This is a genomic window from Clostridium pasteurianum BC1 (assembly GCF_000389635.1).
Lineage (GTDB): Bacteria > Bacillota > Clostridia > Clostridiales > Clostridiaceae > Clostridium_I > Clostridium_I pasteurianum_A.
This window is the reverse complement of record NC_021182.1, coordinates 2326493-2348586: the sequence shown is the minus strand read 5'-3', so window position 1 is coordinate 2348586 and position 22094 is coordinate 2326493. Positions and strand designations below refer to the sequence as shown.

General features: G+C 30.6%; 24 protein-coding genes. 5 read left to right on the top strand and 19 right to left on the bottom strand.

What is annotated here, in order from left to right; translation table 11 throughout:
- Positions 1-191 precede the first annotated feature (191 nt).
- The 15 genes from scfB to CLOPA_RS10910 form a co-directional block, all read right to left on the bottom strand.
- Complete coding sequence (scfB, locus tag CLOPA_RS10980) at positions 192-1553, bottom strand: thioether cross-link-forming SCIFF peptide maturase (RefSeq protein ID WP_015615495.1); 1362 nt, start codon at positions 1551-1553, stop codon at positions 192-194.
- 69 nt (positions 1554-1622) lie between these two features.
- On the bottom strand, positions 1623-1760 hold the full coding sequence (scfA, locus tag CLOPA_RS10975; protein ID WP_010233516.1) for a six-cysteine ranthipeptide SCIFF: 138 nt from the start codon (positions 1758-1760) through the stop codon (positions 1623-1625).
- Positions 1761-1823: 63 nt separating this feature from the next.
- Entirely contained in the window at positions 1824-2204 is a 381-nt protein-coding gene (locus CLOPA_RS10970; protein ID WP_015615494.1) for a TIGR04086 family membrane protein, read from the bottom strand.
- A 51-nt stretch (positions 2205-2255) separates the two neighbouring features.
- Entirely contained in the window at positions 2256-2549 is a 294-nt protein-coding gene (gene yajC, locus CLOPA_RS10965; protein WP_015615493.1) for a preprotein translocase subunit YajC, read from the bottom strand.
- A gap of 16 nt (positions 2550-2565) precedes the next feature.
- Positions 2566-3696, bottom strand: coding sequence for a tRNA guanosine(34) transglycosylase Tgt (gene tgt / locus CLOPA_RS10960; RefSeq protein ID WP_015615492.1), 1131 nt, complete (start codon positions 3694-3696; stop codon positions 2566-2568).
- 242 nt (positions 3697-3938) lie between these two features.
- Positions 3939-4964, bottom strand: a complete 1026-nt coding sequence (gene queA / locus CLOPA_RS10955) for a tRNA preQ1(34) S-adenosylmethionine ribosyltransferase-isomerase QueA (RefSeq protein WP_015615491.1) — start codon at positions 4962-4964, stop codon at positions 3939-3941.
- Between the two features lie 173 nt (positions 4965-5137).
- Entirely contained in the window at positions 5138-6187 is a 1050-nt protein-coding gene (gene ruvB / locus CLOPA_RS10950; protein WP_015615490.1) for a Holliday junction branch migration DNA helicase RuvB, read from the bottom strand.
- Between the two features lie 9 nt (positions 6188-6196).
- The gene (gene ruvA, locus CLOPA_RS10945) at positions 6197-6799 is read right to left on the bottom strand and encodes a Holliday junction branch migration protein RuvA (protein ID WP_041711427.1); all 603 of its coding nucleotides are present in this window, start codon (positions 6797-6799) and stop codon (positions 6197-6199) included.
- 275 nt (positions 6800-7074) lie between these two features.
- Entirely contained in the window at positions 7075-7701 is a 627-nt protein-coding gene (locus tag CLOPA_RS10940; RefSeq protein ID WP_015615488.1) for a hypothetical protein, read from the bottom strand.
- Positions 7702-7777: 76 nt separating this feature from the next.
- Positions 7778-8407, bottom strand: coding sequence for a class I SAM-dependent methyltransferase (locus CLOPA_RS10935; RefSeq protein ID WP_015615487.1), 630 nt, complete (start codon positions 8405-8407; stop codon positions 7778-7780).
- Positions 8408-8628: 221 nt separating this feature from the next.
- Entirely contained in the window at positions 8629-8910 is a 282-nt protein-coding gene (locus CLOPA_RS10930) for a hypothetical protein (protein ID WP_015615486.1), read from the bottom strand.
- A 415-nt stretch (positions 8911-9325) separates the two neighbouring features.
- Positions 9326-9919, bottom strand: coding sequence for a TatD family nuclease-associated radical SAM protein (locus CLOPA_RS10925; protein WP_015615485.1), 594 nt, complete (start codon positions 9917-9919; stop codon positions 9326-9328).
- A 137-nt stretch (positions 9920-10056) separates the two neighbouring features.
- Entirely contained in the window at positions 10057-10557 is a 501-nt protein-coding gene (locus CLOPA_RS10920; RefSeq protein ID WP_015615484.1) for a nitroreductase family protein, read from the bottom strand.
- Between the two features lie 288 nt (positions 10558-10845).
- Positions 10846-11025, bottom strand: coding sequence for a hypothetical protein (locus tag CLOPA_RS10915; RefSeq protein ID WP_015615483.1), 180 nt, complete (start codon positions 11023-11025; stop codon positions 10846-10848).
- Between the two features lie 51 nt (positions 11026-11076).
- Positions 11077-11619, bottom strand: coding sequence for a 4Fe-4S binding protein (locus CLOPA_RS10910; RefSeq protein ID WP_155241902.1), 543 nt, complete (start codon positions 11617-11619; stop codon positions 11077-11079).
- A gap of 873 nt (positions 11620-12492) precedes the next feature.
- Between CLOPA_RS10910 and CLOPA_RS10905 the strand changes: the two genes are divergently transcribed.
- From CLOPA_RS10905 to CLOPA_RS10890, 4 genes are all read left to right on the top strand, one after another.
- The gene (locus tag CLOPA_RS10905) at positions 12493-13320 is read left to right on the top strand and encodes an ABC transporter ATP-binding protein (RefSeq protein WP_015615481.1); all 828 of its coding nucleotides are present in this window, start codon (positions 12493-12495) and stop codon (positions 13318-13320) included.
- A 54-nt stretch (positions 13321-13374) separates the two neighbouring features.
- Positions 13375-14436, top strand: coding sequence for an ABC transporter permease (locus CLOPA_RS10900; protein WP_015615480.1), 1062 nt, complete (start codon positions 13375-13377; stop codon positions 14434-14436).
- 23 nt (positions 14437-14459) lie between these two features.
- Positions 14460-15236: an ABC transporter permease gene (locus CLOPA_RS10895; protein ID WP_015615479.1), complete on the top strand. Its 777-nt coding sequence runs from the start codon at positions 14460-14462 to the stop codon at positions 15234-15236.
- 281 nt (positions 15237-15517) lie between these two features.
- Complete coding sequence (locus CLOPA_RS10890) at positions 15518-16312, top strand: polysaccharide deacetylase family protein (RefSeq protein WP_015615478.1); 795 nt, start codon at positions 15518-15520, stop codon at positions 16310-16312.
- Positions 16313-16357: 45 nt separating this feature from the next.
- Here CLOPA_RS10890 and CLOPA_RS10885 read toward each other — a convergent pair whose 3' ends face one another.
- Together CLOPA_RS10885 and CLOPA_RS10880 are read right to left on the bottom strand one after the other, a co-directional pair.
- Positions 16358-17098 (bottom strand): hypothetical protein, encoded by a 741-nt coding sequence (locus tag CLOPA_RS10885; protein ID WP_015615477.1) that lies wholly within the window; start codon positions 17096-17098, stop codon positions 16358-16360.
- Between the two features lie 136 nt (positions 17099-17234).
- Positions 17235-17600 carry a DUF2513 domain-containing protein gene (locus CLOPA_RS10880; protein ID WP_015615476.1) on the bottom strand — a complete coding sequence of 122 codons (366 nt, stop codon included), beginning with the start codon at positions 17598-17600 and terminating at the stop codon, positions 17235-17237.
- Positions 17601-17811: 211 nt separating this feature from the next.
- Between CLOPA_RS10880 and CLOPA_RS10875 the strand changes: the two genes are divergently transcribed.
- Positions 17812-18975, top strand: coding sequence for a DUF346 domain-containing protein (locus CLOPA_RS10875; RefSeq protein ID WP_015615475.1), 1164 nt, complete (start codon positions 17812-17814; stop codon positions 18973-18975).
- 266 nt (positions 18976-19241) lie between these two features.
- Here the strand turns inward: CLOPA_RS10875 and CLOPA_RS10870 are convergent, their stop codons facing one another.
- Together CLOPA_RS10870 and hcp are read right to left on the bottom strand one after the other, a co-directional pair.
- The gene (locus CLOPA_RS10870) at positions 19242-19814 is read right to left on the bottom strand and encodes a hypothetical protein (RefSeq protein ID WP_242834296.1); all 573 of its coding nucleotides are present in this window, start codon (positions 19812-19814) and stop codon (positions 19242-19244) included.
- A 611-nt stretch (positions 19815-20425) separates the two neighbouring features.
- A complete protein-coding gene (hcp, locus tag CLOPA_RS10865) occupies positions 20426-22081 on the bottom strand; it encodes a hydroxylamine reductase (RefSeq protein WP_015615473.1) in 1656 nt (551 codons plus the stop codon).
- Positions 22082-22094 lie beyond the last annotated feature (13 nt).

The window sequence follows — 22094 nt, the reverse complement described above, 5'->3', positions numbered from 1 at the left end:
TATAGTTGTGTATATATAATTAGTCAATAATAGGCAATTCACTATGCTAAGTTCTATATTAAATGAATATAGAATCAGTATACTGCTCCAATATCATACTATTCTAACATCATACTACTTTAACTGAGGTTGTTTCTTATACAATGTAAAACATTGATGGCATTTTTATCATGTTATTTATTTTATATTGATTATTCCATAGTTTTTGCCTTTAATGCTATGGAACATTCTATTCTCTTTTTCTGCATTTTACAGCCTACTTCGTAAGGTATATGGATATCTTTATTAAAGTTATAATTATTTGCCTGACACCCGCCGCTGCAATAAAATCTAGCCCAGCAATCTATACACTTAGGTTTATTGTATATGTGAGCCTCTTTAAACTCCTGAGGAATTTCTTCATTTAAATCCTTATCAAATATAGTACCTAATTTAAAATCCTTATTGCCTACAAACTGATGACAGGGATATACGTCCCCCTCTGGAGTTATTGCCACGTATTCATGTCCCGCTCCACATCCTGATATTCTCTTGTATACACAAGGCCCTCCCTGTAAATTTATATTAAAATGATAAAACTTAAACTCATTTCCCTCTCTATGTCTTTTAAGCATTTCTTCATATAATTTATCATATTCCTTAAATATAGTTTCTAAATCTTCTTCTCTTATGGAAAGAGGATTGTCCTCTGGAAGCACCACAGGTTCAATGGAAATTTCTTTAAAGCCTAAGTCCGCCATATGCTTTACATCTTCAAAAAAATCTATGTTGTTTCTTGTAAATGTACCTCTTGCATAGTACTGCTTAGTTTTATCTCTCATAGCTACCATCTTTTTAATCTTAGGCAAAATCACATCATAACATCCGCTGCCATCTGCTCTTACCCTAACACTATCATTTACTTCTTTTCTTCCATCTATACTTAAAACTATATTTCCCATATTTTCATCGGCATATTTCATTATTTCATCATTTAGTAAAGTTGCATTAGTAGTCATTGTAAATCTTATATTTTTATTATGTACTTTTTCCTGCTGCTTTGCATACTCTACTATTTCCTTAACTGTATCAAAGGCTAAAAGTGGTTCTCCTCCAAATAAATCAACTTCAATATTATTTCTTGGTCCTGAATTTTCTATGACAAAGTCTATAGCTTTTTTCCCAACTTCAGATGACATTAACATTCTGCAGCCCTTATATTCTCCTTCTTCTGCAAAACAGTATTTACATTTCAAATTGCAATCATGGGCTATATTTAAGCAAAGAGCCTTAATGTAGGACTTTCCCTTTGTTGAGTTCCTTGCAATATCTTCATATAAATCCTTTGAATACAGCACCTCTTCATTAACAAGTTCTTCTATTTCACCATAAGCCTCAGATATTTCTTCTATAGAATAAATATCTGAAAACTTATCTATAAGCTCCCCTTTTGGTTTTAAACCCTTCTCATCTAATAAATCATAAACCAATTTATCTATTTCATGTACACTTCCCGTATTTATATCTATAACATAATAGTCATTACCTTGAACAAATTTATGAATTAATGACAAAATATTTTCCTCCCTAAAGATAAATTTGAAGCAGTAATTAAGGCATCTGAAATCAGATGCCTTAATTAATTATTTTTCACAAGCTAAATTTGCCACAGTGCATGAAGTTTTACATGCTGATTGGCATGAATTTGCACACTCTTTACAGCCAGGCTTCTTTAAGCTTTCTTTTATATTTGATTTGTTTATACTTTTTATGTGTTTCATGAAAATTCCTCCATTCAATAAATTACTTGATCAATTATAACACAATAAGTATTTTAAATAAAGTCAATCTATGTTAATTCCCAGCATTCCTGCTAATATACCAACAAATATACATAATCCTAATCTAGATAAATCTTTTACAGTTAACATTGCATCTCTGCTCTGGGCAACAATGGCCACTAAATAAAATATTAAAAAATAAATTAATGCTACCATAAGTCCATTTAGCCAGCCTTTTTTACCTGTTTTTCTAGAAGCATAAACAGATCCATATACTACACTTAAAAGAGTTGCAACAATAATAAGTAAAGAAGTAATATTTTCATTAATCTGCACAAAATGGACTACTACTGCATATATAAGTAATATAGCAAGAGTCATAAAAAAACCCATAAGTACTCCTTCTATAACATTAACATATAGCCCTTTTCTTCTCTTCTCCATAAAAACACCTCCTATCTAATACTATTTATGTAGACAAGAGGTGTTTTATTACTATTTATTTGTTTCTGTTTCTTTTAATTGCTTATTAACAACACCATTTACAGCACTCTTTAATACTTTTATTCTCGCTTTATCAGGACCAGACTGGATAATAACATAGTTATCTTGCATATTAACAATTTTACCCACAATTCCACCAGTTGTTACTACTTCATCATTGACCTTTATGTTACTCATAAGATCACTGAATTTTTTCTTTCTTTTCCTTTCAGGCAAGAATATCATCATATAAAACAATCCAAGCACTATCGCCATGTAGATTATAATAACATAATTTTGACTCATTAATAAATCCTCCTTTCTAGGCTCTTCCGTCCCACATACCTAATTTTTCTTTTTTTAATTCCTCAAAATAATCTCCATCAATAGAATCCCTTATTTCCTCCATAAGACTATTATAGAAATAAAGATTGTGAAGAACACAAAGCCTTAATGCCAGCATTTCTTTAGCCTTAAATAAATGCCTTATATATGCTCGTGAATAGTTCCTACAAGTAGGGCATTGACATCTTTCATCTATTGGTGACTCATCCAATTCATATTTTGCATTAAACAAATTTATTTTACCATGTTTAGTGAATACATGTCCATGCCTTCCATTTCTAGCAGGAAGAACACAATCAAAAAAATCTACCCCTCTTGATACAGCTTCTAAAATATTGCTCGGCAGACCTACTCCCATTAAATAAATAGGCTTATGCTGTGGTAAATGTGGAACTACAGCATCAATAATTCTATACATTTCCTCATGAGTTTCGCCTACCGCAAGACCACCAATAGCATACCCGTCTAAATCAAATTTTGAAATAGTTTTTGCATGTTCTATTCTTATATCCTCATAAATTCCACCCTGGTTTATTCCAAAAAGCATTTGCTTTTTATTTATAGTATTCTCAAGAGAATTAAGTCTATTCATTTCATCTTTACATCTCTCAAGCCACCTTGTAGTCCTCTCTACGGAAGCTTCTACATAACTTCTTGGTGAAGGATTTGGAATACACTCATCAAAAGCCATGGCTATAGTGGAAGCTAAATTACTTTGAATTTGCATACTTTCCTCAGGTCCCATAAAAATCTTTCTGCCATCTATATGAGAATTAAAATATACTCCCTCTTCCTTTATTTTTCTTATATTTGACAAAGAGAAAACCTGAAATCCACCTGAATCCGTTAATATAGGTCTATCCCAATTCATAAATTTATGCAATCCACCTAACTGCTCAATTACCTTATCTCCCGGTCTTAAACTTAAATGATATGTATTAGAAAGCTCTACCTGACATTTTATTTCCTTTAAGTCCATAGTGGATACTGCACCTTTAATGGCAGCTAGTGTACCAACATTCATAAATACAGGTGTTTGTATAACTCCATGAGGAGTTGTAAATTCTCCTCTTCTGACTTTACCAATACTTTTTAGCAATTTGTACATTATGTTATTCTCCTTACACAACCTATATTTAGGCACATTCAGATAAATAACTAGTCAGTATGCTAGTCTATTTTAAATCCTACTACCTCAACAGAACCCTCAGATAGCTCACTATCTTCTGAACCTGTTTCTTTGTATGATTCAAAATATACGTCACATCTTTGACTCACTATTTATTTTCATATGCCTTAAATCTATCTCAACTCAACTTAATCAATATCAGATTCATTGATTAAGCATAGTTATCGTATAAACATAGCATCTCCAAAGCTGAAAAATCTATATCTTTCCTTCACTGCTGTTTCATAGGCATTCATTATTATTTCCCTATTAGATAGAGCACTAACCAGCATTATAAGAGTGGATTCAGGAAGATGAAAATTTGTTATAAGTCCATCAACTACTTTATATTTATATCCAGGATATATAAATATATCTGTCCATCCTGTTGATTCCTTTACTCTTCCATTTTCATCTCCAATGGTTTCAAGAGTTCTTGTAGAAGTAGTACCTACAGAGATAACTCTACCACCCTTATCTTTTACATCATTTATTATATCTGCACTTTCCTTTGAGAGAATATAAAATTCTGAATGCATATGATGCTGTTCTATATTTTCAACCTTTACCGGCCTAAAGGTTCCAAGTCCTACATGTAATGTTAAAAATACTGTTTTTATTCCTTTTTCCCTTATCTTATCCAAAAGTTCTTCGGTAAAATGCAATCCAGCAGTAGGTGCTGCAGCAGAACCTTCATTCTTTGAATATACAGTTTGATACTGTTCTTTATCCTCTAATTTTTCCGTTATATAAGGAGGCAGAGGCATTTGCCCTAATTTATCCAGTATTTCTTCAAATATACCGTCATACTGAAATTCTATTATTCTATTGCCCTCTTCAGCTATTGATTTTACTTCTGCTGTAAGAAGACCATCTCCAAATTCAAATTTAGCTCCTACCTTGGCTTTTTTCCCGGGCTTTACAAGAGTTTCCCAGCTATCCTTATTTACTCTCTTTAAAAGCAATAATTCTATTTTCCCACCACTGCTTTCTTTATTTCCTATAAGTCTAGCCGGAATAACTCTGGTATCATTTAATACTAAACAATCCCCAGGATTTAAATAGTCAATTATATCTTTAAAAACCTTATTTTCAATATGACCTTTATCCTTACTTAAAACCATCAATCTGCACTCATCTCTTTTTTCTGCTGGATGTTGTGCTATTAGTTCCTCTGGTAAATAAAAATCAAAATCCTTAAGCTGCAAAAACTCCACCCTCTTCAAAAATTTAACTGTATATATTAAAATTTATCTTTATCCCATAACTGATTGCTGTATGCATACTCTTATAAAGATGTATAGAACAGTAAAATATCCCTTGATAATTCCTAAACTTAGTGTAATTCTAAACTCTTACTAAGTAATATTAATTAATATTACTATTTATTTTCAGCTTCTTTAAATACAGAACACTGCTTATAATCTTTATTACGTAAATTTCTACTTCTATTTAAATGTTTATAGGTTCTATCCGTAGCAACTCTTCCTCTTGGAGTTCTTATAATAAATCCCTTTTGGAGTAAATATGGTTCATATACATCATCTAAGGTATCCAGTTCTTCCCCTATGAAATAAGCTAAAGTTTCAAGTCCCACTGGACCACCGTTAAAATTATCCACTATAGCTTCTAGAATTTTATTATCTATTCTATCAAAGCCCTCTTTATCTACTTCCAGAAGTTCTAAAGCTTTTTCCGACGACTGCATATCAATAGTTCCATTGCCCATAACCTCTGAATAATCTCTAACTCTCTTTAAAAGCCTATTGGCAATTCTTGGAGTACCTCTAGAACGTCTTGCTACCTCAAGGGCCGCTGCCTCTTCTATGTCTATTTTCAGTATAGATGAAGATCTTATAATTATCTCTTTAAGTTCTTCATCTTCGTAAAATTCCATGGGGCACATTACTCCAAATCTATCTCTAAGGGGTGAAGTCAAAAGGCCTACTCTAGTAGTAGCTCCAATTAAAGTGAATTTGGGAAGATCTAATCTTATAGACTTTGCTGCTGCTCCCTTCCCTATAATTATGTCTAAAGCATAATCCTCCATAGCAGGGTACAATATTTCCTCTACACTTCTATTTAGCCTGTGAATTTCGTCAATAAATAGTACATCAAATTCAGACAAACTGGTAAGTATAGCCGCTAAATCTCCAGCTCTTTCTATGGCTGGTCCTGAGGTTATCTTTAGATTTCCACCCATCTCTCTTGCGATGATATTTGCAAGAGTAGTTTTCCCAAGTCCAGGAGGACCATAAAATAAAACATGATCTAAAGCTTCTTTTCTATTTTTAGCTGCTTTCACAAATATATTGAGTTTTTCCTTAACTTTATTCTGCCCTATGTATTCTTTTAGTCTCTGAGGTCTTAAACTATACTCTATATCATCATCTTCACCTAAATTTACAGAAGTTACTATCCTTTCCTCCATATTTACCCCCTAATTCATTAAAAATTTTAAACATTTCTTTATTATTATCTCTAAACTTTCATCTTTATCTGAAGCTTCAATTGCCTTCTCTGCTTCTTTTTCTGAGTATCCTAGAGATATTAATGCACCCATTACCTCAGCCATCTTCTTATCCTGTTTAAAAATATCTTCCGAAATATCTTCTCCAGTAATCTTTGTTACAAATTGATCTGCTTCAATTTTATCCTTTAATTCAAGAATTATTCTCTGAGCTATTTTTTTACCTATCCCAGGTGCCTTTGTTATTACCTTTTCATCTGCAGTCAATATGGCATATTTTAAATTATTAACTGTAGATATAGATAAAAGAGACAGGCATGCTTTGGCTCCTACTCCATTTATAGTAAGCAGTCTGTTAAACATACCTCTCTCTTCCTCAGTAAGGAATCCATAGAGTCCTAAAAAATCTTCCCTTACTATTTGCTCTAAATACAGCAGCACTTCTTCTCCCGTTTTAGGCATAGCGGCCATAGTACTTCCAGAAACATATATCTTATATCCAATGCCATTATTTTCTACAATAACAAAATCTTTATCTATACCAATAAAAATACCCTTTATGTACGTATACAAAATTAATCCCTCATTATCTTTAAAATCTACTTTATACTTTACCATTTTAATTATGTTAATTCAAGTTCATGTGAAAAACCTTTTAATTCATAAATGTGAGATAGGGAAAAGTAATAAATGGTAATTTTTACATTCAAAGGTGCAGTTTTTTCCAATTTAAGTTCGCAATCTTCTTGTAAGATTCACACCCCAGAGGTATAAATTTTACCAATTCTAGTTTGCAATCTTCTAAAATTACCAATTAAAATATTTTCACTTAAAAAAAGCCTCCAGACTTAAGATGTAAAGTCTGAAAGGCTATCTCTAGCTTCTTCTATAGTATTATATTCTTGTGAATCTTTATTAAATATTATTTCATCTTCACCTTTATGATTGATGTTTCCGCCTGTTTCCTGAAGCTGTAATTCACCTTGATCACTAACTATATAGATTTCAAAAGAATTTCCATTAAGCTTTGGTACAAATTTACCTGGTGAATGAAGTTTTACACATACTATCTCATTATCTTTAGTTTCAATTTTAAAACCTTTTGCTTGAAAACTACTATAAACATCTTTAACTGCTTTACCAGCCATATCTTCACTGGTAGTATTTGAAGTTTTTAAAGTATCTTCACTTACTTTGTCCTTTCCATTTAAGTCATTATGCTTTCTGTCCACATATATAACTGGCAAGTCCTTTTTTATTATTGTATTATCTGAAGCAGGATCTTTTTTAATACTATTTTGTACATTTACAGTCTGCACATTAGAATTATTATCAGCTTTTCCTATTTTTAAATATTTTTTATATAAATAAGCTATATTACCCTTTAAAACACTTCTATATCCGAAACAAAATGAGACCGTAAAAGTAAGTAATAATACTAAAGTTCCTATAACAATTTTTCTATTTCTGTTCATATTAATCCCTCCTATAGAGGAATTATTGACAAATAATTTTATTTTTAAACCTACATTGCTATATATTTTAAAATAATTATTTTTCTGCTACCCCGTATATCCAGTTTCTTTCTTCTTTTACTGTTACTTTTATATTGCTGTAACCTGCTTCTTTAAACAATTCTTCAAATTCTTCAGGAGTATATATTTTAAGACCACCTGTTTTAACATATTCCTCATTTCGTTCTTTAAATTTTTCATCATTATATATTTCATTTATTACAAGAATTTTCCCTGATGGCTTTAAAACCCTCTTTATTTCAATAAGATTATTCACCACATCTGGCCAAAAATAGATAGTTTCTACTGCAGATACTATATCAAATTTTTCATTTTCAAAGGGAAGTTTATCTACAGACCCATGGAAAATTTCCACTTTTCCCTTATCTATAAAATCTTTATTGTATTCACTGGCCCATTTTACACAATCTGTTGAGTAGTCAATTCCAAAAACTTTTCCTTTAGGTGCCAAGGAAATTAACCTGTTTACAGTTCTTCCTCCACCACAACCTATATCTAATATAGTACTATTTTCTTTTATATTTATTTTATCAAGTCCCCAACTTGTTAATTCAAAATGACTTTCATTCATACCTTCTACTACAAATTTTCCAATTTCACCTGTAGGCTTTCTGCATTGATTTAATTTTTTTGCAATTTCACTCATATATTGCTCCCTCCTGATAATATAGTATTACATAATAATGATTATCATATACAATTAAATAATACTTCATTTTGCAGCTAAGGTCAATTATACTCACCTTGTTTGGTAAAAATTTCATGAACAAATGATAAACTCAAAAAACCTATTCGATTGTATACTATTCAATCAAATAGGTTTTTTATAGAATTATAGAATGCTAAATTAATAATGTCTAAATACACTTATTCTACAATTTCCCAAATATTTTTCATTTCTTTAATATAACCATATTCAATAATATCATCATCGATGGTTTCCCGTTCTCTATTATAATAAGATACTGGTATCGCCACTTCTAAAGATCCTCTTTGCGATAATTTACCCTCTAGATAATTTTTTTTCATGTTATCAAAATTCTGAACCAGTCTTATACCTAAGTTTGAGTCAGTATTATAAGTGGCTCTCCAAAAATCTTTTCTAGTTACGTCTTCTTTTAATTTAACTTTTACTCTTTTAAAAGCCATATTTTTATACCTCCATTATCAAAAATTTCAACATAAGGCATCTGAAAATAAATAGCAAGTCAAAGATGTGACGTATATTTTGAATCATACAAGGAAACAGGTTCTGATGATAGTGAAGCTATCTGAAGGTTCTGTTGACGCAGTAGGATACAAAATAGACTAACATACTGATTACTTATTTCTTTACGATGCCTAAGTATTTTTAATTAATACTTATATAATAATTGAATAACAGGCTAAGTACAACATAATTTATCAAGTAGCTCTATTACTATAATTAACTTTTACCTATATTTTATACATTAAATTTCATTATTTGTAATATATAACATGTGCTTATCTACATATTTTAAAATTTACAAACCGTTCACTATATATTATACTGCTAAAAAATACTTAGTACATTTATTATATTCTATTTAACTTCTCTTCTTATTTTTAGTTTTACACCTAAATCATCTGCAATTTTTTTGCATTCTTCTATATGTTCTATTGCTATGCAGTCCACTATAGAAAGCTGTACGCTTTTCACAACTTTTTTACATTTCTTTGTAAAGTCTAAAATAGCATCAAAGGCATCTTCACCAAATATACTATGACATATCTCATCATACTCTTTAGCATTTCTGGCATTTAAACTTATAGACACACTATCTACAAGGTCTTTAAATTTTGATGTAACATCATAGTTGTGAATTTTGTTTGCCTGTCCATTAGTATTTATTCTTATGCCTATGCTGCTTTTTTCTTTAACTCTTCTGCATACCTCAATTACTGTATCAATTTTCTCAAGGGGTTCTCCAAATCCACAAAATACTAATTGTTTATATTTACTCAAATCTCTCGAAAATATATCCTTTAATATTTCTTCTGAGGTTGGCTCCCTTTCAAGCCATAAATCATTTTGAAAGGCATTTTTAAGATTTCTTACACAAAAATCACAGGCATTTGAGCATTTATTTGTCACATTCACATACAGATTATCATTTACTTCATATGTAATAACCATACTGCTTCACTTCTTCCCCCATATTTAAAAGTATGCTGTAACTTAATATTTTCCAGCTACTCTTAATATTTCTTTAATATATTATTATGACATGTTTAATATATAGGTTACATAAAAACTACGTCCCATATTTTTCTCTACCATTCATTATAGTGAATTCTTGATTCATCATAATAATTGGATTCGGCCTTATGCTCTGCAGGATGACCTATAGATATTATTGATAATGGTATAATTGATTCAGGAAGCTTTAAAATTTTCTTTATCGGATTTGTTCTCTCTTCTAAAGGATAAACACCAAGCCAAACCGCTCCAAGTCCCAATTCCTGAGCCTCAATTAGAATATTTTCCGTAGCAGCAGAACAATCCTGTACCCAAAATCCACCAACTTTATCTCTATTGATATTTCCACAAACTGCAATTGCCACATCTGCTTCTTTAAGCATTGCTGCATATCCATGTACATCAATTATTTGCTGCAATACCTCTCTATCTCTTATGATAATAAATTCCCAGGGCTGTTCATTAGCAGCAGAAGGTGCTGACATTCCTGCTTTTAATAACTCCTTTACTGTATCCTCTGATACTTTTTCCGATGTATACTTTCTTATACTTCTTCTTTTAAAAATTGAATTCATAAAATTCCCACTCCTCTTATTTATACACAAAGTTAAATTTTATAATATATTAATTATATCATAAAAATTTTTTTGACTCCTTACATAAGACATTTACATATTTTTATCTGAGAACTTAAATATATTTTTGTGAAATTACATTGATACATTAATTTTATATATAATTTAATATAAAACTTATATAGTAAATATATAAAAATAAGAAGCCCCACTAAATTTTAGAACTTCTTGTTTTGTATAAACATTTTTAAATAAATTAATGAATTTTTATATCATACCATAAATTTTCTATCTATTTACTGAGTAATAGCATCTTTTAGGTGACACTATCTTCCCCTCAGCCTTTAACTCTTTAATTGCCTTCTCAACCTCCTTTTTATCAACATTAACTAAACCAACGATATCACCAGTTTTTAATGGATTTTCAGCTTCACTTAAAGTTTTAATAACAATATCTTTTGCACTCATGTTTATCCCTCCTAATAATAAATTATAATTACTATATTATATTGAAATGTTTTAACGGTTTTTATAATTTTTATTTAATAACTCACGTATATTACCTGAAGTAAAACCCATTGGACATATTGTACACCAACTGCGTGGCTTGAATACTATTCCAGTTAAAAATGCTATAAAAGTAGCTGCTTCCATAAAGTAAAGAACAGTTTTTCCAAGAGTATGAATTCCCTTAGGTACAGCCCAAATCATAAGCAGTATAAAGCTTCCCATCATAAGTCCCCACAAAGCAAAACGAAATGATTTTTTATGCATCCATGCAGGCATACTGCACTTTCTAGAAATATGTCCTGTGAATTTACCAATAAAGGAACCTCTAGGACATATACGGGCACAACTCATTTTTCCTCTTCCAGATAGAGCAATGATAATCGGAGTGAACATACATACAAAACCATAAAGTCCAAAGGGCGGCCACAAATTGGCTATTAACATCCATAGTATTGTGATAATCCAGGTCCATCTCTGTTGGGATTTTATCCATGGCTTGCGATGCTTTTTATTTTTTCCTAATTCACTTGATAACTGCATATTATTTTCCAAGGCATGCACACTTCCTCATAATATTTTTACGCAAATTCCATATTTCAAATATGTTTAGTAGTATTTTGAAATTATTATAATACCACACTAGCATATTGTCAATAAAATCCATACCGTAATTAAAATTTATGATATAAATTTCATATAATAAATCCCATGAATTTTTATATAAACATTAAATTTAAAAGTATCATAAAGTTACACCGTTCCATTTATTTTATCTTTTATTGAGTTTGAAATTATCCTAATGTGCAGAATTCTCCTATCTTTATGTTGCTAACCTATATTTTGTTTGATATAATAGGCACAATAATTGAACAAACTTTTCAAAAATTTTATCTCAATATAAACACAAAGTTCACTAGATAAACTAGAGACTGTGTTCTTAAATCTTAAAGAATATTGTCTCTAGTTTTTTATTTTAAGAAATTATAAATTCTGCATAAATAAATCTTTACAACTCAATTTTAGAAGATATGGAGAAAGTATGTAGAAAATATTAATAAATTATAAATTATATTGACAATCATACTACAATATATTAACATACTAATTATATTGGATTACTTTTAAATTTGAAATTATAAATTACTATAGTTGACCAGAAAACTGGAGACTAGGTATCTATTATTTTTAGATATCTAGTCTTTTCGTCGTATTTAAAAGTTTTAACTCCATAATTGAAATCAATAATTTTTGTATGCTGAATATTAATAAGGCTATCTACAGTGTTATTTCATAGAAGGGAGAATATACGTATGAAAATATTAAAAATGAAGTATTGTAAAAGATTAACCAGCTATCCATAAAATTATTAGATTATCAGTTAAAATAGTTCAATATCAAATAATATTATATCAGGAGGAAAATTAAATGAGTGAAGCAGTTGAAATTTTAGATAAAATCTCTGTTAATGACTATAAAGTTACAATTGAAAATATAAGAAAATCTTATACTGTAATTCCTGAAGAAGGTGGAGCCGCAGAAGAATTTTTAGCATTAGAAGATTTTAATTTACAGATAAAAAAAGGTGAATTTATAACTATAGTAGGTCCCAGCGGCTGCGGTAAATCTACCTTTTTGGATATTTTAGCTGGACTTTCTAAGCCCACTTCTGGTGAAATACATATTGATGGAAAATTAATTACCGGACCGGATCTTGACAGAGGAATCATTTTGCAGGGATATGCATTATTTCCATGGCTAAATGTACGACAAAATATTGAATTTGGGTTAGATATAAAAGGTATTTCTAAAGCTGAAAGGAGAGAAATAAGTAATAAATTCATTAAGCTTGTGGGCCTAGATAAATTTGAAAATAGATATCCTCATGAATTATCAGGCGGTATGAAACAAAGAGTAGCTATTGCCAGAGCTCTTGCCTATGACCCAGAAGTATTACTTATGGATGAGCCTTTTGCAGCCGTAGATGCCCAAACCAGAGAATTACTCCAGGAAGAGCTGCTTGATATATGGGAAAAAACCAATAAAACTATTGTATTTATAACTCATAGTATAGACGAAGCAATATTTCTAGCAGACAGAGTAGTAGTAATGTCTTCAAACCCAGGTAGAATTGAAGAAATTATTGAAATAAATTTAAAAAGGCCTAGAAATACTGTAGATATAAGAGCTTCTAAAGAATTTAATGAAAAACAAAATAGAATATGGCAGCTCCTTCACCATAATAGAGAAAAGTAAATTTCAGCCAAATATAATTTGTAAACAAAATTGTAAAGAAATAGGGTGATTATTATGAGCAAATCAAAAAGAAATTATAGTTATTATATTTGGAGATATAGTGGAGTGTTATTACTTTTAGTTCTTTGGGAAATTCTGCCTAGAATTGGAGTATTCAATCCGCAATTTATTCCATCTTTTTCAACAGTTTTAGGACAAACATATATATTATGGTTCAATAATGCTTTGTTTACTAATATTATGGTAAGTTTATGGAGAGTCATATTGGGTCTTCTAATAGCATCTGTTATCTCCATACCTATAGGACTTTTACTTGGAGGTTGGTTTAGTGATACTGCTGACCTTTTTGATCCACTTTTCAGAATACTTGGTCAAGTAAATCCCTTTTCATTACTGCCAGTATTTATATTATTTTTTGGAATGGGTGAAGCCACAAAGCTAGCTGTAGTTGCCTGGGTATGTATATGGCCTCTTTTATATAATACTATATTAGGAGCCAAAAGTGCTGACAAGCTTTTAATAAAAGCTGCTCGTTCCATGAATGTATCTAACTGGCAGTTGTTCAAAAAAGTATTATTACCTTCAGCAGAGCCTTCAATTTTTGCCGGACTTAGAGTTGGTGCAGAAATGTCATTTTTTATGCTTATTGCCGCAGAGATGATAAGCTCCAATGCAGGTTTAGGATGGCTTTTCCATAATTCTTCAATGAATAATCAAATTCCAAGAATGTATTTAGCCGGAATGTTTATTGTAGCCCTCGGAGTGGCTCTAAATAGATTTTTAATATATTTACAAAATAAACTATTCTTCTGGAAAGAAAGAGAACATGGTTTTAGCTTTATTAAGTGGAAAAAAGAAAATAAAAAGTTTAGTAAAATGCAACTTACAATATTAACCGCATTTATAATTCTACTAATAACTGTAGGAGCTTATCAGGTTAATTATTCAAATACCACAGAATTCAGTAATAGATACAGCAACAGTAATGCAGAAGGACATATGGATATGAAAGGTATGAATATGGATAATTCTGCCGGAAACAATTCCGATCATATGAATATGGGAAACAGTACACAAAACAGTTCTGATCATATGGATATGAATATGTCAAAATAGTATTCTTTAAGGAGGCAAGCTTTATGTCAAGTAAAAAAGGTGACACCATTTATAAATTTTTAATTATATTTATATTTATTTCAATATGGCAAATTTGCAGCAGCTTAGGAATATTTGATAATCAATTTATTCCTTCCTTTTCTAGTATTATGACAACATTATGGGATATGCTTCACTCACAAAATTTAATATTAAATACAGGTATAAGCGTACAAAGGGCTTTACTTGGATTCGTTGTTTCCATTGTAATTGGTATACCCTTAGGTTTTTTACTTGGAGGATGGTTTTCTAAAATAGATTTAGTAGCAGAACCTGTGATAGAAATTTTTTCTCAATTTAACCCTTTTCTATTGTTCCACATCTTTCTTTTAATTTTAGGTATTGGAGAAAGCACTAAAGTAGTAATAATTGCCTGGACATGTATATGGCCTATAATGTTCAATACAGTTTACGGAATTAGAAATATGGATTCTCTAATATTAAAGGAAGCTAGATCCTTTGGCCTTGGAAGGTGGAAGCTATTCCATAAAGTAGTACTGCCATCAATTTTACCATCAATTTTTGTAGGTCTCAGAATTAGTGCAGGATACTCATTTTATATGCTTATTGCAGCAGAAATGATGGGAGCCAGCTCAGGATTAGGTTGGTTACTATTAAGTTATCAACAAACTTATGATATAAAGAGAATATTTGCAACAGCTGTTGTCATAGCTTTTCTCGGACTAATTATGGATATTTTAATGAAATTTATTCAAAATAGATTTGTCCCTAATAGAATCAATGCAGATGGTAACTTATAGAAATTTTAGAAAGAAAAAATCAAGAAAATGATTAAGCTAAACTAACTTAATCATTTTTTTATTTCAAACCATAAAATTAAGCAATAAAATTAATAAATATTTTCTCCTAACGGCATCACAATAATTTACAGTACCAATGAGCATATCAAAATAATTAATTTATATACTAAAATAGATTATATATTACATATACTCCAATAAATTACCATAATACTTTCCTCAATTACGGTTACCCTATATTTAAAGACTAAGGAAATATCTTTTAAAGAAGGTGCTAAACCATGAAACGACTACATAATATCCTGAAAATTACATTATTAATTTTATTATTCCTATGTACAATTAATAGAACTAATGCATACAGCAGTGAATTAAATTTATTAAATAATACAGCCATTAAAGGTCATAGGAATATGCTATACAACAGAGAAGTCTTTCTAACTTTTGACGATGGCCCTTCTCCTAATAACACAAGAAAGATCCTGAAAATACTAGATGACAACAATGTAAGAGCTACATTTTTTGTAGTTGGCAGCAAAGTTGACGAAAATCCTTCCTTATTGAAGGAATTAGACAATCAGGGTATGGCTATTGGAATCCATACATATTCACATAATTATAAAAAAATATATAATAATTTAGAATCTTATTTAGATGATTATGAGAGATGTAAAAACTCTATTGAAAAATTAATCCATAAAACTCCTATTTCTTATGTAAGAATGCCTGGAGGTTCTGATAATATCACATCAGAAAAATCTGTTTTAGATTCTATAAAAACTACCTTAAATAATAAAAATATAAACTATGTAGATTGGAATGTATGCTCCAATGATGCCGATAGCAAAGAAGTTCCTACAATAAAAATTGAAAACACTATTGAATATCAATGCAAAAATAAAAAAACGGCTGTAATATTAATGCACGATACCTACTATAAACACTCCACAGTAGAATCTCTTCCCAAAATAATAAGTTATTTAAAAGAAAATGGTTTTATATTCAGAACTTTTGACGATTTAACTGAACAGGAAGAAACACGGATGGCGGCTTCTGGAATAATGAACAGAAGGTAATTAAGTTTTACCTTCTGTTCAAATATTTTACTTATACATTTCTATCTAGATTTTATTTAAATATGATGATCCCCAAATAGCTACATTTTGATTATCTAAAACAAACATATTGTTTTCCCATTTTAAAGTATTTAAGACATACCCTAAAGAATCTGCATTATATCTTCCTGCTATTTTTTGATAAGCCAACAACTCATATACTCCATTTGCGTCAAAATCAACAGGATACAAACCACTCAGTGGATTCACAAATCCACTAATAGGACTTTTTAGTTTGCCATCCTGGTTATATATTTCATTTAAATAATCTGATCCCCTATTGGATATATCTATAATATATTTCTTATTATTTTTCTCGCTGACAACTTCCACCTTATAATTATCTTTATAGGTAACGGTGTATTGGTATTCTTCATTATATACATCAACGTTAAATAATAATCTAGGTATGTTGTTAATGAATGAATAAATGTAGTAATACATTATTCCACCACTACCACCAGAATTAATACCTATTAAGATATCATTTACAGCATTCCCAGTAAAATCTCCCAAAAACAAGGTAGGATTATATCCTGAATTTTGTATAAGTTGTATATTAGTAAATCTACCTGTTCTTCCATCCTGTATTACAAGAGTAATATTTTGAATAAATGGACTATCTGCGGTCTTTACACCTGTTAAATACACACCATCTGGTATTCTATCACCATTTATATCCCCTCGTACATAGGCAATAATTTTGGGATGTAGCATGCTCTCCCTGTAATAGTAATTATTATACATAACAGCTCCTTTAAATCACAAGCTTTGTATATATTTTATGAGCTAACCAGAAATTATGCTACAAGTTTTAATTCCTATAATAAACTTAGTAGAAGTACAAATTTTCACTAAATTTAAAAAGCTTTAAAATTTATCATTACTCAGCTAAAAAAGATTTAATTACATCTTCTGCCAGCTTAACTAACAGTGGTAAGGATACAGAAGCTATATCTTTAGTTAAATCCTTTAGCTTTCCCCATACTTTATCATCACGAATTGTATCTATATATTCATGACCTTTCCATGACAAAAAAGAAATATCTAAAGGTACTCCATCTCTATAATTTATTGCATCGATCAAACCACCTTGATGAGCTTTTCTAATGTGATAATTTATTGTATCCTTATCATATTGCGTTAAATGTGATATCAAATCTTCAGCAGATGCAAAAGGATATTCATAAGTTGTATTTTTTTCAACATATAAAAGTATATCTCTTATACAATCATTATTTAATTTCATAATATGCACCACCTTTCTAAAATATAATTCTACAAAATAATATAAAAACCTTTAGAAAAATATGTCAAATTTTTTTCTACTAGAGTAAGGTATTTCTTAGATTAATCTTCATGCTTATTTCCATTTATTTTTGTAACATAATTCAAATTTAATCATAGAATGTAATTGATCATATTCTTGAAGCCGTAACAAAAATACAAGGGGGTTTCCAATGTATAATAATGAATTTTTTTATCATCCCTACTACATGCCTCAGAATACTTACCCATTCTTAAATGAAAGAATAGAAAACTTTAATAGATTTCAACATTATGATGAATTTGAAGATTTTGACGAATTTGAAGAAGAGGATTTTTCTAAGGACAGTAGATCTTCTGACACAGAGACAAATATAATATTGGAATTAATTTACGATAATGAACCTAATCTGTTTTCAAACTTTAAAAGATTTAGAATAAGTACTGAAATGGTGAACAATTTTTTTAGAGAAGTTATACCCTATGCTTTAGATAATTCATCAAGATATAGAGGAGATATAGAACAGAAAAGTCACATGTTATATGCAGATTTCAAGAGACAAAACTATCCAATTATGTTCTCAGTTTTATCAGCAGGTGTACCTGAAGATATAGTAGATACTACTTTTGAAGGCGTAATAAAAGCTTGTCTTGGGAACAGATTTGTTCCTCCTTCTGTCCTTGACAGATGGAGCCAGTGGGAAAATCTTGGTGGAGTATTATCTTCCGGGCCTGCTGCTTCTTCCTGGGCCCCTAATAGACTGGATACTTTTGTACGTGGCACCGACAATGCTCTTTGGCATAAGTGGTGGAATGGCGCTAGGTGGAGTGACTGGGAAAGTCTCGGTGGAATATTAACCTCAGCTCCTGGGGCTGTCTCCTGGGGAAATAACAGAATTGATGTATTTGTAAGAGGTACAGATAATGCTATGTGGCATAAATGGTGGAACGGCTCCAGATGGAGTGACTGGGAAAGTCTTGGCGGAATATTAACCTCAGCTCCTGCTGCTGTTTCCTGGGGTAATAACAGAATTGATGTATTTGCAAGGGGACGAAACAACCGTCTATTTCATTTATGGTGGAACGGTTCTCGCTGGAGCAGCTGGCAAGATCTTGGTGGAATGTTAATCTCAGCTCCTGCCGTTTCCTCTAGAGCCTCCAATAGGCTTGAAGTATTTGCCAGAGGAAGAAATAATCAATTAATAACCATGTCTTGGGATGGTTCTCGCTGGAGCAGCTGGAGAGGTCTTGGCGGCAATATAACCTCTGATCCTGCAGCAGTATCCTGGGGACCAAACAGAACTGACGTATTTGCAAGAGGCACAAATAATGCAATGTGGCATATTTGGAGAAATTAATTATTCATAGGAACATATATACATTTGTATAAATGTTCCTATTCTTTGTTATTACACATTAACTACTTATTATGGTTACTTTCCAACTGCCCAACATTCAATTCTTTAAACTAATGTACAGAATTATCCTATCTTACGTAAAACATTCAAGGCTCATGTAGGTTGCATTATCGTACAGTACCTTTGACTCAATGGAATTTCAAGTCTGTGGAGAGTGTAGATTGCCAACTCTTGGAAGCAGGAAGCTCTAACTTCTATAAGTTGGGTTAATTCACACCATTTTTCTCTATATATTTGTGTTCCTTTACTATGTCATATAGAATTATAAATTCTTTTCCTAACTCATGTAATTTTTTATCAATGGCTTCTCTTTGTTCCTTTGTTAAATTTTTATCTTGTATTCTGTCTAGTAAAGGATACAAATCCATTTCTATCAATCTTAATTTAACTTCTGCACTTAATCTTCCATTGATTTTTTTCTGATCTATATTACGTACATCCAAATTATCTATATCTCTAATTTCTATTTTAAAATCAAAAATAATTTCACCATCTTTTAAATCTTTGTAACTTCTATATAGAATTAAATCAGATATCTCATTTTTATCTATATGCCCACCAATGCTAGCATAAAAAAATCCATATATGTAGCATTTATTATTTTCTTCTACAATTATAGTGTCATAAGGAATTTGATATTTATCATATATAGTTATCACATCTCCACTATAATATTTCTTACCCTTGTATGTCATAAAATAAGTGCCTATATTATTAAAAAATTTTCCCTTTTGATAAATTCCTTTTATTTTAGTTATCTTCGCCTTCAATGTACCCACTCCCTTTATTTACTATGTTTCTTAAGTTATTTTTATTAAATCCAATTAATTTTATATTACATTTATTTGTAATCAAGTGTCAAATAATCCCCATCTATTTATCTAGGCACATTCAAATAAATAACCAGTCAGTATACTAGTCTATTTTGAATCCTACTGCGTCAACAGAACCCTAAGATAGCTCACTATCTTGGTCACCTGTTTCCTTGTATTATTCAAAATATACGTCGCATCTTTGACTCACTATTTGTTTTCATATGCCTTAAATGAGGACTTTATCATACTATTTTTATATTAATAAATATATTTTTAATTTTTCTATTTAGACATGTTTTCTAATGAAATTACTTTCAATTATTTTATAAAACTACTTATAAAAATCATAAGAGCATCTCGATTTTATATATACATATATTACCATATTTTAGGTTGATTGTATATTTCATAAAACTTTGTATTAACTATATCTTATCTCTGAAAATATAGGCTTAAAAACAAAAAAGCCCACTAAAGCATATAGAGATACTTCAGTGGGATAAATATTAAACTTTAATCATTTTTCTATTTTAAGAGCTCATTTTTAATTTTTTAACCTTACTTATTTTACATAACTAACATTTTACTTGCAATAGTGCAGTATTTAAATCATCCTCTGGTGTACTTATTGGTTTTATATTAAATGTATCTACTAGATATTGTAATACATTAGGTGATATGAAAGCTGGTAAACTTGGTCCTAAGAACATCCCCTTTATACCAAGTGATAACAGTGCTAATAAATCAGCTACAGCCTTTTGTTCATACCAAGAAAGTACAATGGTCAGCGGCAGCGAATTTACATCTGTTTCAAAGGCATCTGCCAGTGCCGTAGCTATTCTAACTGCTGAATAGGCATCATTACATTGCCCTACATCTAATAATCTTGGTAGTCCTGCTACTGTTCCAAAGTCTAATTTATTAAATCTGTATTTACCACAGGCTAAAGTAAGAATTACACAATCTTCAGGAACCATTTTTGCAAAATCAGTATAATAATTTCTTCCTGGTCTTGCACCATCACAACCACCTATCAAGAAGAAATGTCTTAGCTTTCCCTCCTTTACTGCATTAACTATAGCTTCAGCATGTGATAATGTTGCATTATGTCCAAAACCTACTAGTATTTCTTTTTCTTCCTCATCTTCTTCAAAGCCGCCAAGTTCTAATGCTTTATTAATTATTTCAGTGAAATCTTTAGTTCCATCTTCTGAAACTCCAATATATTTTATTCCATCCCAGCCAACAACACTAGTAGAAAATATTCTATTCTTGTACGTTTCTCTTGGCTTCATCAAGCAGTTAGTAGTCATTAAAATACATCCTGGTATTCCATCAAATTCTTTCTGCTGATTCTGCCAGGCAGAACCAAAATTACCTACTAAATGTTTATATTTTTTTAGTGCTGGATATCCATGTGATGGCAGCATTTCTCCATGGGTATAAATGTTAATTCCCTTACCTTCTGTTTGCTCAAGTAGCATTTCTAAATCTCTTAAATCATGTCCGGATACTATAATAAATGGACCTTTTTTAATATTAACATTAACATTATGAGGTGAAGGATTTTTGTATCTAGTAGTATTTGCTTCATCCAGAGTTCTCATTACTTCTACACTCATATCTCCAGTTCTCATAGTCATACGTATCATATCTTCAAGGGTTAAGTTATCATTTGTGGTAGCTTCCAGTCCTAAAAAGTAAAATTGGTCTACTTGATCACTATTATAACCAATAAACCTTGCCTGATGTCCATAAGCACTTATACCTTTTAATCCATATAATATGGTTGATCTTAAGGATCGAATATCAGCATCAAGATCTTGGTCATACATAATGCCTGCTTTTACTGAATCCTTTAACATAGCTTCTTTAGTATCACTTAGATTATATGTAGCTGCATCTGGATATTTTCCTTCAGGCGCTTCATCCCTTAAGCCTTCCTTTATCTTTTGTGATTCCTTTAATCGTCTTACATGAACCTCAGCATCAAAATTTACATTTGTCAATGTTGTAAATAAGCTATTTTCTACAAATTTTACTATTTCTTTATCAATAATCTTTCCCTGTTCAATTAGAGGCTTTGCATAACAAGAAATTCCTTTCAGCTGATATATTAACAAATCTTGCAGATTTGCAATTTCTGGTACTTTTCCACAAACTCCACTCTTTGTACAGCCCTTTCCCCCAAATGTTTGTTCACACTGATAGCAAAACATTAAATTTTCCACTTCAATCTCTCCT

What these genes read in the sequence shown, in the direction of transcription:
- scfA (WP_010233516.1), bottom strand. Translation starts at nt 1,760, where the DNA reads ATGAAACACATAAAAAGTATAAACAAATCAAATATAAAAGAAAGCTTA.
- CLOPA_RS10970 (WP_015615494.1), bottom strand. Translation starts at nt 2,204, where the DNA reads ATGGAGAAGAGAAGAAAAGGGCTATATGTTAATGTTATAGAAGGAGTA.
- yajC (WP_015615493.1), bottom strand. Translation starts at nt 2,549, where the DNA reads ATGAGTCAAAATTATGTTATTATAATCTACATGGCGATAGTGCTTGGA.
- tgt (WP_015615492.1), bottom strand. Translation starts at nt 3,696, where the DNA reads ATGTACAAATTGCTAAAAAGTATTGGTAAAGTCAGAAGAGGAGAATTT.
- ruvB (WP_015615490.1), bottom strand. Translation starts at nt 6,187, where the DNA reads ATGGAGGAAAGGATAGTAACTTCTGTAAATTTAGGTGAAGATGATGAT.
- CLOPA_RS10940 (WP_015615488.1), bottom strand. Translation starts at nt 7,701, where the DNA reads ATGAACAGAAATAGAAAAATTGTTATAGGAACTTTAGTATTATTACTT.
- CLOPA_RS10935 (WP_015615487.1), bottom strand. Translation starts at nt 8,407, where the DNA reads ATGAGTGAAATTGCAAAAAAATTAAATCAATGCAGAAAGCCTACAGGT.
- CLOPA_RS10930 (WP_015615486.1), bottom strand. Translation starts at nt 8,910, where the DNA reads ATGGCTTTTAAAAGAGTAAAAGTTAAATTAAAAGAAGACGTAACTAGA.
- CLOPA_RS10925 (WP_015615485.1), bottom strand. Translation starts at nt 9,919, where the DNA reads ATGGTTATTACATATGAAGTAAATGATAATCTGTATGTGAATGTGACA.
- CLOPA_RS10920 (WP_015615484.1), bottom strand. Translation starts at nt 10,557, where the DNA reads ATGAATTCAATTTTTAAAAGAAGAAGTATAAGAAAGTATACATCGGAA.
- CLOPA_RS10915 (WP_015615483.1), bottom strand. Translation starts at nt 11,025, where the DNA reads ATGAGTGCAAAAGATATTGTTATTAAAACTTTAAGTGAAGCTGAAAAT.
- CLOPA_RS10905 (WP_015615481.1), top strand. Translation starts at nt 12,493, where the DNA reads ATGAGTGAAGCAGTTGAAATTTTAGATAAAATCTCTGTTAATGACTAT.
- CLOPA_RS10900 (WP_015615480.1), top strand. Translation starts at nt 13,375, where the DNA reads ATGAGCAAATCAAAAAGAAATTATAGTTATTATATTTGGAGATATAGT.
- CLOPA_RS10895 (WP_015615479.1), top strand. Translation starts at nt 14,460, where the DNA reads ATGTCAAGTAAAAAAGGTGACACCATTTATAAATTTTTAATTATATTT.
- CLOPA_RS10890 (WP_015615478.1), top strand. Translation starts at nt 15,518, where the DNA reads ATGAAACGACTACATAATATCCTGAAAATTACATTATTAATTTTATTA.
- CLOPA_RS10885 (WP_015615477.1), bottom strand. Translation starts at nt 17,098, where the DNA reads ATGTATAATAATTACTATTACAGGGAGAGCATGCTACATCCCAAAATT.
- CLOPA_RS10880 (WP_015615476.1), bottom strand. Translation starts at nt 17,600, where the DNA reads ATGAAATTAAATAATGATTGTATAAGAGATATACTTTTATATGTTGAA.
- CLOPA_RS10875 (WP_015615475.1), top strand. Translation starts at nt 17,812, where the DNA reads ATGTATAATAATGAATTTTTTTATCATCCCTACTACATGCCTCAGAAT.